Raw genomic sequence first — 11,948 nt, forward strand, 5'->3', positions numbered from 1 at the left:
ACTTTTACATAATATTTATTTTGTATTAAAGCTTATAAAACAAAAAGCATGTATCAAACTTAAGATTATTTTGATACATGCCCTTTTTATTTAAATTTCAAATTCATTTAATTGTAAATTTTTAGACCAACTACTATAGTTTCTAGGATATCCTTGATTTGTAAGTGTTCCTACATAATAAAACTTCTTTAAATCAAAGCAGTTATTTTTAACAACTTTAAACCCTTTTAAAAGGTAATGTAATCTGCTTTCATACACCTTTCTAATATCTTTAGACGTTGGCTCTCCCCAAGCAAATATTATGTGAGAACTATTTATTAGACTTTCAAATATTATTAAGTCATTTTTTAAGTATTCTCCATTCTCAATAAATCCATCATTTCCACATAGGAATAGCTCGCCTTTGGTATTATAAACTTCTTCTAGCACATCCTTGCTATATTCAATAACAGGAAATAGGAATACAAAACTTATTTCTTTTATTATTCCAAGTTCATCCTCATTATTCGTTAAATATTTTATAGCCTTATTTAATTCTTTTTTTAAATCTTCAGCATTATGTGATTTTGGAGCTCTAGTAATAACTAATATATTACTTTCTCCTTCTTCATTAATAGTAAAAGTAACCTTAAAGCCTCTTCCACTTTCATGATCTAATAAAATATTTATATTATTTTGATTTTTACAATACTTTTGCATAAGCGCTCCCCTTTTTACCAACTCTCGTTCCTTAGACTCAATATATTAGTATTAAGTATATTCTAACTTTAGTTTAGTATATAATCGAATCTTTAGAAATTCTACAAATTTATATAAATTTAATTTATTCACCTAAATAATATCTTATCTAAGAAAGTAAATTTTATTTATTCTTTTTGTTTTCTTCTATTTGTGCTGCTAACTCATTAAGATATTCCCATCTCTCATATTTAAAGGCTAATTCTTCTTCAACTTTTGACTTCTCTTCCATTAGCTCTTGAAGTCTACCATACTCTGATGCATGTTTTGCCATTAAAGAATCTAATTCTTCTATTTTTTCTTCAAGAGTCATTATTTCTTCATCTATAGTTTCAAATTCTCTTTGTTCTTTAAATGAGAATTTTAATACTTTGCCCTTGTTTTTATTTTTATCCACAGATGGCTCTTTTTTATTTTTATCCACAGCTACTTCTTTTTCTTTATTATTAACAGCATCTTCTTCTTTGCTTAGAAGATAATCCCCATAGTTCCCAGTATAAATATCTATTTTTCCATTTCCCTCATAAGAAAATATCTTATTACAAATTCTATCTAGGAAATATCTATCATGGGATACAGTTATGACAACTCCACCAAAATCGTCTAAATAATCTTCTAATCTATTTAAAGTTTCAATATCTAAATCATTTGTAGGCTCATCTAGTAAAAGCACATTAGGGGCTTCCATTAGAACTCTTAAAAGGTGAAGTCTTCTTCTTTCTCCTCCAGATAGCATACCTATCATTGTCCACTGAAGTGTTCCATCAAATAAAAACTTCTCACACATTTGTGATGCAGTTATTCTTTCACCTGTGGCAGTTTGTAAATACTCTCCAGCTTCTTTTATGTAATCTATAGCTCTCATCTCTGGATGCATATGTGTATCTTCCTGTGAGAAGCAAGCTATTTTTACAGTTTCACCTTTTATTATTTCTCCACTATCTGGTGCTACTTTTCCTTCAATCATTCCCATAAGTGTTGATTTACCAATTCCATTAGGTCCTACAATACCTATTCTATCACTTCTTAGTACTATATAGTTAAAATCATCAACAATCTTTTTATCACCAAAGCTTTTATTTAGGTGTTCTATCTCTATTATTTTCTTTCCTAATCTCGTTCCCATAACAGAGATTTCTATATTTTCATTTTCAATAAATCCTTCTTGATTTACTAATTTATCAAATCTTTGAAGTCTAGCTTTTTGCTTAGTAGTTCTAGCCTTTGCACCTCTTCTTACCCAAGCTAGTTCTTTTCTCATAAGATTTTGTCTTTTTTCCTCACTGGCTTTTTCTATGGCTATTCTCTCCATCTTCTTTTCTAAGAAAACAGAATAGTTTCCATCATAGCTAAATAATCTACCTCTATCTAATTCTAATATTCTGTTTGTTACTCTATCTAGGAAGTATCTATCATGAGTAATCATTAAAAGAGCGCCTTTTCTACTATTTAAATATTCTTCTAACCAACTTATAGTTTCATTATCTAAATGGTTAGTAGGCTCATCTAGTATTAATAATTCACAAGGAGTTATTAAGGCAGCTGCAAGCATTATTCTCTTCTTTTGTCCTCCAGAAAGATTTCCTACTTTTTCTTCAAAATTAGTTATTCCAAGCTTAGTTAAAACATTCTTTGCTTCACTTTCCATATCCCAAAGATTTAAAGCATCTATTTTTCCTTGAAGCCTTATTAATCTTTCAGAATCATTCTCTTTAACTTCACCCTTATCTATTTTTTCAAGTAACTCTTCGTATTCTCTTAAGATTCTCATTTCCTCTGAGTTACCCTTAAAAACTTGCTCTAAAACAGTAGCATTATCATCATAATCTGGTGTTTGAGCAAGATACTCTATTCTTACTCTATTTCCCTTTGTTACTGTTCCTTCGTCTGGTTCTTCAACTCCAGCAACTATTTTTAAGAAAGAAGATTTTCCAGTTCCGTTAACTCCTATAAGACCAATCTTCTCTCCTTCATTTATTCCTAAAGATACATTATTAGCTAAAATTTTTTCTGAATAGCTCTTACTTATATTTTCAAGAGTTATTAAATTCATCGATTATCCATCCTTTTCAAAACAAATCTTATTTTCATTATAATATAAACTCAAGTTTCTTCCAAAACTAAAATAAGAGCTGCATCAAATAATCTAATTTAATTATGATGCAACTCCCTATTAAAAATTTCTATATATTATTTATAGGCTTCATTCTTTTAGCTAACATTTTTATTGGCATTATTGTTATTACTATAGCTGTTAATAAACTTTCAACTCCTGCACTGCTTGTATTATAAATTATTGAATAAATCCATAAATTCATTCCTGGAGGAGCATATTGACCAAAGAAAATCACTCCTGATACTATGCTTACAAAAGTACTTATACTACCAGCCATAAGTGAACCAAGGAATATTTTATATTTCTTATCTATTCCAAATGATCCTGCTAGTCCTAAAGCCATATTTGACAGTATGTAATCAAGTAAAAATTGTACTGGGTGTACTATAAAAGCTCCATTTAATATTTTTAAAAGCCCAAATATTAATCCTCCTGTAACTCCAACAGTTCTTCCATATACTAATGATAAAAGCATTATTGGAAGCATAGAAAAGAAAGTTATTCCACCACCTTGAGGATATCTAACTAAAGGTATCATATAAAGCACATAAGAAATAGCTACACTTAGTCCAATCATTATAATTTCTCTTGTTGTAATTTTATGTTTTCTTAAATCTAATATGTATAAACCTAATATTAAAATTCCAATTAAAGCTACTAAATAAACACTCATTATTTTTCACCTTCATCATAAGCCATATTCCAAAAATCAAGTTCGTACAAACTAGCTCTTTTAAATATATCTATTAATCTTTTTTGTTTTTCTTCAGATAAGTTTGAACATTTTTTATCTACGTAAGCTAACCACTCATCTGTAAACTTATCAAATCCATCAGAAGCATACTCATCAATCCAAGGTTTAAAGAAATTCCCCTGTAATTTGTTAGAGTATTTTTTTGAAATATATTTTCCTATGTAGCTATAACTCCATGTACATGGTAAAGTTGCAATAGCAATCTCATCTAAATCTCCGGTTAATGCTATTGCTTGCATATAGCTTGTATAACTTATAGTAGTACTCTTATATTCTCTTTTCTCTGCATCTAATTCTGATATACCAAATTCTTTTAAATATTCTATATGTACTGCTGTTTCATCCTCCATAGTTCCCTTTGTTGAATTATAAAAGAATTTCATTTCTTCCATAGTTTTAGCTTTAACTACTCCAGCACAAAAAACTTTAGCATACTCTTTTAAATAAAGGTAATCCTGAACTAAATATTCTTTAAATTTATTCTTATCAAGAGTTCCTTCTCCAATTTCCTTTATAAATGGGTGATCTAAATACTTCTCCCATATAGGCATTGCTTCTTTTAATAATTTTTCTGTAAATCTCATATTCTATATCTCCTTTAATCTTATGATTAAACCTAATAGCCCAAATAAGAATTACCTCAAAGTTTTATAAAACTCTAACTAAAAACTTCATACACTTTTTAGTTTATAATAATAGTTTGTTATAATATGTCTAATAAAAAAATAAAAGCTACATCCATGTAGGATGTAGCTTAATTTATAAAAAGTCATAATAATCTAAACATATAAAATACTATTATAAAACTTTCTACAGGCTTTCCTACGCTGGTATTATCCAGATCAGGTTTAAGGGTTAATAACGAAATGTTATCTCTCAGCCAAAGGCACCCCTAGCTATAAAGTCTATAATTATTATATATATTTTTCCTAATAAATTCTAGTTATATTTTAAATTAAGTATCTATTTTAGATGTGTATTAATTTTTACCCATAAATTTTTTATAGTTTAAAACCTCATATAAAAATTATTCCAATAATCTCTATTTTGCATCATCATTTCTCTAAGCTCTTCGTCATTACCATACTCATCATACCACTTTTCTAAAATTTCATAGGCAATGCCATGATATAATAAACTTCCTATAACAAAGGGTTTAGCTGGCACATCACTTAAAGACATTATGGTTACACCTGTTCCTATTGTTCCATATATAATAGCTCTCTCTGGAGTAACAAAAGATTTCGCCTTCTTTTTAAAGTCAGTATCTCTTATGTATTTCTTTAATCTTTTAGGTGTAGGAATAACTATAGCTTTTATCATTTTTTTCAATCCTTAAAATTACTCTTATTAGAAATATATATTAAATATTATCTTATTATTCTAAAGTACCAATTTATTTTTCTTAAATGCATTTTAAACCTATTGGAAAGCCTAGAATATGTTATAATCTTATAAGAATTATTTTGGAAGGAGCTATTTAAATGGCGAGTAAGTTTTATTTACACAAAGGTAAAAACAAAAAAGCTGAACAAGGCAGACCTTGGATATATATTGATGAAATAAACGAATATGATGGAGATTATGAAAACGGAGATATAGTTGAAGTTTACAATCATAAAGGTTATTTCTTAGGAAAAGGCTATATAAATGACAGAAGTAAAATAACTATAAGAATAATGACTAAAGATATAGATGAAGAAATAGATGAGGATTTCTTCAAGAGAAGATTTAAAACTGCATGGGAATATAGAAAGAAAGTTATAGATACATCTTCATGTAGATTCATCTTTGGAGAGGCTGATTTCCTTCCTGGTTTAACAGTTGATAAATTTGAAGATTATTATGTAATTCAAATATCAACTCTTGGAATGGATAAATATAGAGACCTAATAGTTAAAATTCTAGTTGAGGAATACGGTGCTAAAGGTGTCTATGAAAGAAGTGATATAAAAACTAGAGAAATAGAAGGTTTAGAGCAAAGAAAAGGCTTCTTAACTGAACCATTTGATACAGATATACAAATAGTTGAAAATGGAGTTAAATACATAGTTGACTTAGAAAATGGTCAAAAAACTGGTTTCTTCTTAGATCAAAAAGAAAACAGAGCTGCAATGCATAGAATATGTAAAGGTATGGATGTTTTAGATTGCTTCACTCATACTGGCTCTTTTGCTTTAAATGCCGGTATAGCAGGTGCTAAATCAGTTTTAGGAATAGATGTATCTCAACACGCTGTAGACTGTGCTACTAGAAACGCTGAACTTAATAACCTTCAAGATAGGGTTAAATTTGAAAAGCATAATGCCTTTGATGTATTAGGAGATTGGTCAAGAGAAGGAAAACAATTTGGTGTTGTTATTTTAGATCCACCAGCTTTCACAAAATCAAGAAATACTGTTAAGCAAGCAATAAGAGGATATAAAGAAATAAATCTTAGAGGAATAAAAATGGTTAAAGAAGGTGGTTACTTCGCTACATGCTCTTGTTCACATTATATGGATGAAGAACAATTAAAGAAAACTGTAGCTGAGGCTGCTCATGATGCAAGAAGAACTTTAAGACAAATAGAAGTTAGAACTCAAAGTGCAGACCACCCTATACTTTGGAACTCTGACGAATCATATTATTTAAAATTCTTCATATTCCAAGTATTCTAAAAAAATTTTAAATCTTAAGTATAAAAAAAAATATATTGGTTAATATACTAATGTAGCAAAAATATATAAAGTTAATATCTTAACTTATAAATAAGAGGTGCCTTACAAAATCGGCATACACTCTAAAATTTGTATTTAAGGGTTAATCATTAATTTAAATATTAAATATATTATTACTATGAGGTGCTTTACATAAATGGCATACACTCGTTAAATGGTCATAATTAATTTAAATATTTAAATATTTAAATATCTATTTTTAGCTACTCACTAGTTAGGACTGTTTATTCTATCCTAATTAATGTACATATAATATTAGATGTATTAAAAGAGAAAGGTATCTGATTTTTTCAGATACCTTTCTTAATTTATTTATGAAACTGTCTTGGCAGAGACTATGCTAACACCTGTTCCTAAAACATCTTCTATAATTACATCTCCAACTTTAATTGGAAGTTTAACAGAAGCCTTGTTAATTTCCTTCATTACATCAAATATCATTCCCTTTGGAATAGGTTCCTCTGTTTTAACTGGAACAACTATGTTGTCACAACCATCTATTTTAACAGTTGAAGTTACTATTCTAGTTGGATTTTTAACCTCATTTAATCCATAAATTTCTCCTCTTTTACATGTGTTTCCTGTAACCTTTTCTAACTCTGTGTCTACTGTTAAATGACATCCTCTAGGACATACTATGCATATTAATTCTTTTACCATTATTATTCACCATCCTCTAATGAAATTGTTATTGCTCCTTTAGCATTTTTTAGCTTATCTTTAAGAATTGTAATTCTCTCCATTTCTGCAGGAACAACATGAGGTTTCTTAAAGCTTTGAATAACATTTCCTTCTTCATCTCTAACTACTATTTGTTTATTTTTAAATACATTTCTAACTCTCATAAACACATTTAAATTTCCATCTAAAGATTCAATTTCAAATTTTTGAGGAACTGTATAACTTATATTTTCTCCATTTTTTATTTCAGTGAAATGATTTAATCTCTTTTTACCTTTAATATATTTAGCAGCATTCTTTCCTGCATTTTTAGCTTCCTCAGTTACAAAGTCAACTAAGTCATGAACATGGACAACATTACCACAGGCAAATATACCTTCTCTATTTGTTTCCATACTTTCAGAAACTACAAGTCCATTAGTTCTAAGGTCTAATTCAACTCCTGCATTTTTTGAAAGTTCATTTTCTGGTATTAATCCAACTGATAATAATAATGTATCAGCATCAAATTCTATTTCAGTGCCTTTTATAGGTTGTCTATTTTCATCAACCTTAGCTATAATAACCTTTTCTAATCTTCCATCACCTTTAACATCAATAACTGTATGAGATAGGTATAGTGGAATTCCATAATCCTCTAAACATTGAACAATATTTCTAGTTAATCCATTTGAATAAGGCATAAGTTCAACAACAGCCTCTACCTTAGCTCCTTCAAGAGTCATTCTTCTAGCCATTATAAGCCCAATATCCCCTGATCCTAAGATAACTACTTTTTTACCTACCATGTAGCCTTCCATATTGATAAATCTTTGAGCAGCCCCTGCAGTGAATATTCCTGATGGTCTATCTCCTGGAATACTTATAGCTCCTCTTGTTCTTTCACGGCATCCCATAGCAAGTACTATAGCTTCTGCTTCTATTGTTAAATATCCTTTTTCAGTATTTATAGCATGTATTATTTTTCCTTCTATTTCTAAAACCATTGTATCTAACATAACTTCTATGTTAGTTCCTTCTACCATGTCAATAAATCTTCCAGCATATTCAGGTCCTGTAAGTTCTTCTTTAAAGGTATGAAGACCAAATCCGTTATGAATACATTGATTTAAGATTCCACCTAGTTCTTTATCTCTTTCTATAATTAATATTTTTTCTACTCCATTTTCATGAGCTTCATAAGCTGCTGCTAATCCTGCTGGGCCTCCACCTACAACTACTAAATCATATTTCATAACTAAATCCTCCTACTTTGTTTTTCCACTTATTATATATGAACCATTTTTATCTAAAAGCACTTCTTCTATATTCATACCAGTTTCACGAGATATTATTTCTTGAACTCTAGGTCCACAGAAACCACCTTGACATCTTCCACAACCAGGACGACATCTTCTCTTAACTCCATCAATAGTTCTAGCTCCTAAAGTTCTATTTATACTATCAACAATCTCTCCCTCAGTTATATTTTCACATCTACAAATTATTCTTCCATATCTACTATCTTTTTTAATTAAATTTGCTTTTTCTTCTGGAGAAAGTTCTATAAAGTGTACTTGTTCTCTTTTTTCATTGAAATTATCTTTTTTCTCTAAAGCTAGTCCACTTTCACCAAGCATTTTAACTACATCCACCGCAATAGCTGGTGCTGAACTTAAACCTGGTGATTTTATTCCTGCTACATCAAAGAATCCTTTTACATCTTTAGCTTCTCCAATTATGAAGTCAGGCTTATCAGCTATAGCACGAAGTCCTGCAAAGTTTCTAATATTTTCTCTAAAATTAACTTTGTTAGTTGTTTTTAAAGAAACTTCTCTAACCTTAGCTAATCCATCATACTCGGTAGAAACTGAATCTTTATCACAAGTATCAATAGCATCTGGACCAACTAATAAATTTCCATGAACTGTTGGAGTAACTAAAACCCCTTTTCCAAGTTTAGTTGGACATTGGAATATTGTCTTTTCAAATAATCTTCCTTGGCTCTTATCTAAAACATAGTATTCACCTTTTCTAGGAGTTATCTTAAAGTCTTCCTCACAAACCATATTGTGAATCTTATCAGCATAAATACCTGCTGCGTTTACTACGAATCTAGCTTCTACTACATCACCATTTTCAAGTTTTATTTTGAAGTTTTCATCTTTTTCAATACCAACAACTTTAGAGTTTAGTCTTAATTCTCCTCCATTATCTATAGCATTTTCTGAAAGAGCTATAGTAAATTCATATGCTCCAACAATTCCTCCTGTTGGGCAGAATAAAGCTCCCTTTACATCTTTATTTAAGTTTGGTTCCATTTCTAAAATTTCTTCTGCTGATAAAAGTTTTACTCCTTCTACTCCGTTTTGAATTCCTCTATTATATAAAACCTCTAATTCTTTTTGGTCATCTTCATCAAAACCTATAATTAATGATCCATTTCTCTTAAAAGGAACTGATAAGTCTTTACAAAGCTTATCAAACATCTTATTTCCTTCAACATTGTATTTTGCCATTAATGTTCCTGGTTCAGGATCATATCCTGAATGGACAATTGCTGAATTTGCCTTAGATGCTCCCATAGCAACGTCATTTTCTTTTTCTAATTCTACAACCTTTAAATTATACTTTGTTAATTCTCTAAATATTGCTCCACCTATTACTCCAGATCCTATAATTGCTACATCATAAATCATTAAATATCGCTCCCTTTTTTAAAAATAAAAAAGAACCAAACTCAAAAAAGACATAAGAATATCCTTTTTGTGTCTAGCTCTCTTCTCTCTTACACACAAAATTAAAATTATTTATTAACTTTTATTTAATTATATCATATTTCTGTAAATGTTTCCAGACCTTTTTTAATCTTCAAGTGCCCATCCTTTTGATCTTTCAACAGCCTTTTTCCATTTCTTATGATATTTATTTCTTCTCTCTTCAGAAATAGTTGGCTCAAATTCTTCACTTGCAAACCATAACTTAGCTATTTCTTCTTTATCACTCCAGTAACCAACTGCTAATCCTGCAAGATAAGCAGCTCCTAAAGCTGTTGTTTCTGTAATTATAGGCTTAATTACCTTTTTACCAACTAAATCTGATTGGAATTGCATTAAGAAATTATTTCTACTTGCTCCTCCATCTACCTTTATACAATTTATATCATATCCAACATCGTTTATCATAGCTTCAAGCACATCTCTTGTTTGATATGCAATTGATTCAAGTGCTGCTCTTATTATATGATTTCTATTAGTTCCACGTGTTAATCCTACTATGGTTCCACGAGCATACATATCCCAATAAGGAGCTCCTAATCCAACGAAGGCAGGAACAACATATACTCCACCATTATCTTCTACCTTTGTAGCAAAGTATTCAGTATCACTAGAATCACTTATAATTCTTAATTCATCTCTAAGCCATTGGATAACAGCTCCTCCAACAAATACTGATCCTTCTAAAGCATATTGAACTTTTCCGTGTAATCCAATAGCTATTGTTGTTAAAAGTCCTGATTTACTTTTAACAAGTTCTTCTCCTGTGTTCATTAATAAGAAACATCCTGTTCCATAAGTATTTTTTACGTCACCTTTATTAAAAGCAGCTTGTCCAAATAAAGCAGCTTGTTGGTCCCCAGCTATTCCAGCTATAGGAACTCTTATTCCACCTTTTGCTCCAAGGTTTGCATATCCGTAAATTTCAGATGAATTTTTTACTTCTGGTAACATACTTCTAGGAATGTCTAGTTCCTTTAACATTCTTTCATCCCATTCAAGGTTCTTTATGTTAAATATCATAGTTCTAGATGCATTAGTATAATCAGTTACATGAACTTTTCCATTTGTAAGCTTCCAAACAAGCCAACTGTCTACTGTACCAAATAAAAGCTCACCCTTTTCAGCTTTTTCTCTTGCACCTTCAACATTGTCTAATATCCATTTTATTTTTGTTCCTGAAAAATATGCATCAAGTACAAGTCCTGTATTTTCTCTAATATAGTCTACAAGTCCATCTCTTTCTTTTAACTCATCGCATATATCAGCAGTTCTTCTACATTGCCAAACAATTGCATTGTATATTGGAACCCCTGTATTTTTATCCCAAACTATTGTAGTTTCTCTTTGGTTAGTTATTCCAATAGCTGCTATATTTTCTTGAGTTATATTACACTTAGCCATAACTTCTTGAAGTACACTATATTGAGTTGCCCATATTTCCATTGGATCATGCTCAACCCATCCTTCTCTAGGATAAATTTGATTAAATTCCTTTTGGCTTACCCCAATAATATTTTGTTCTTTATCAAAAATTATTGCTCTAGAGCTTGTTGTTCCTTGATCTAATGCTACTATATATTTTTTCATAAAAACTCACCTCTTAATTTTATATCTTCCATATATCCTCTTTTGTTGTTGATATACATGTTGCTCCTGATCTTAAAGCTTCCATGACATCCTCTTTATCTGAAATTAAACCACCTACTATTAATGGCTTATGTATTGTTTTTGATAATTCTTTAATAACTTTAAATAATAATCCTGGTAACATTTCTACAGCATCACATTCATCCACTAAGTGATTTTTTGTGCTTTGAAAAGAAAGACTATCTAAAATGAAAACTCTCTGAATAGCTACTAACCCTAATTTTTTTGCACTTTTTACTGTTTGAGCCTTAGTGCTTATTATTCCATCAAACTTAGTTTTCTCTTTCAAATATTCTAAAACAATTTCTCTATTTGTAAGTCCATCAACTAAATCTATGTGCAATATTCCAATCTTATTTTTTTCTGATATTTTATGTGAAATTTCTATAATATCTAAAATATTACCAAATAGAACAAAAATCACATCAACATCAGCTTCTAATGCCTTATTTAATTGGTCCATATCCTTTACAGCTGCCACAATAGGGTTGTCCTCAAGTATTCTTTTAAAATTAATCATTTTATATAGCCTC

General features: G+C 29.8%; 11 protein-coding genes and 1 riboswitch. Of the genes, 1 reads left to right on the plus strand and 10 read right to left on the minus strand.

Translation table 11 applies throughout. From position 1 onward, the window contains the following. Positions 1–90: 90 nt before the first annotated feature. The 5 genes from CPF_RS14020 to CPF_RS14040 form a co-directional block, all read right to left on the minus strand. Positions 91–699 carry a DUF1643 domain-containing protein gene (locus tag CPF_RS14020; RefSeq protein ID WP_003450594.1) on the minus strand — a complete coding sequence of 203 codons (609 nt, stop codon included), beginning with the start codon at positions 697–699 and terminating at the stop codon, positions 91–93. A gap of 163 nt (positions 700–862) precedes the next feature. Beyond that, positions 863–2,791, minus strand: coding sequence for an ABC-F family ATP-binding cassette domain-containing protein (locus CPF_RS14025; protein WP_011591161.1), 1,929 nt, complete (start codon positions 2,789–2,791; stop codon positions 863–865). A gap of 130 nt (positions 2,792–2,921) precedes the next feature. Next, positions 2,922–3,527, minus strand: a complete 606-nt coding sequence (gene thiT, locus CPF_RS14030) for an energy-coupled thiamine transporter ThiT (RefSeq protein WP_003472112.1) — start codon at positions 3,525–3,527, stop codon at positions 2,922–2,924. Continuing rightward, the gene (tenA, locus tag CPF_RS14035; protein WP_003463023.1) at positions 3,527–4,192 is read right to left on the minus strand and encodes a thiaminase II; all 666 of its coding nucleotides are present in this window, start codon (positions 4,190–4,192) and stop codon (positions 3,527–3,529) included. Before tenA ends, thiT begins: the two co-directional genes overlap by 1 nt. Before the next feature lie 218 nt (positions 4,193–4,410). Continuing rightward, a riboswitch (TPP riboswitch) is annotated at positions 4,411–4,512 on the minus strand. A gap of 104 nt (positions 4,513–4,616) precedes the next feature. Next, positions 4,617–4,931, minus strand: coding sequence for a hypothetical protein (locus tag CPF_RS14040; RefSeq protein ID WP_003456890.1), 315 nt, complete (start codon positions 4,929–4,931; stop codon positions 4,617–4,619). A gap of 161 nt (positions 4,932–5,092) precedes the next feature. Here CPF_RS14040 and CPF_RS14045 point away from each other — a divergent pair, with 161 nt between their 5' ends. After that, complete coding sequence (locus CPF_RS14045) at positions 5,093–6,268, plus strand: class I SAM-dependent rRNA methyltransferase (protein WP_011591162.1); 1,176 nt, start codon at positions 5,093–5,095, stop codon at positions 6,266–6,268. Between the two features lie 372 nt (positions 6,269–6,640). Here the strand turns inward: CPF_RS14045 and CPF_RS14050 are convergent, their stop codons facing one another. From CPF_RS14050 to CPF_RS14070, 5 genes are all read right to left on the minus strand, one after another. Next, positions 6,641–6,988 carry a DUF1667 domain-containing protein gene (locus CPF_RS14050; protein ID WP_003450634.1) on the minus strand — a complete coding sequence of 116 codons (348 nt, stop codon included), beginning with the start codon at positions 6,986–6,988 and terminating at the stop codon, positions 6,641–6,643. A 2-nt stretch (positions 6,989–6,990) separates the two neighbouring features. Further along, positions 6,991–8,244: an FAD-dependent oxidoreductase gene (locus tag CPF_RS14055; RefSeq protein WP_003450714.1), complete on the minus strand. Its 1,254-nt coding sequence runs from the start codon at positions 8,242–8,244 to the stop codon at positions 6,991–6,993. A gap of 12 nt (positions 8,245–8,256) precedes the next feature. Further along, positions 8,257–9,687, minus strand: coding sequence for an NAD(P)/FAD-dependent oxidoreductase (locus tag CPF_RS14060; protein WP_011591163.1), 1,431 nt, complete (start codon positions 9,685–9,687; stop codon positions 8,257–8,259). 165 nt (positions 9,688–9,852) lie between these two features. Next, complete coding sequence (gene glpK, locus CPF_RS14065) at positions 9,853–11,355, minus strand: glycerol kinase GlpK (RefSeq protein ID WP_003456800.1); 1,503 nt, start codon at positions 11,353–11,355, stop codon at positions 9,853–9,855. Between the two features lie 19 nt (positions 11,356–11,374). After that, a complete protein-coding gene (locus tag CPF_RS14070; RefSeq protein ID WP_003456768.1) occupies positions 11,375–11,935 on the minus strand; it encodes a glycerol-3-phosphate responsive antiterminator in 561 nt (186 codons plus the stop codon). Positions 11,936–11,948 lie beyond the last annotated feature (13 nt).

Source organism: Clostridium perfringens ATCC 13124 (assembly GCF_000013285.1).
GTDB lineage: Bacteria > Bacillota > Clostridia > Clostridiales > Clostridiaceae > Sarcina > Sarcina perfringens.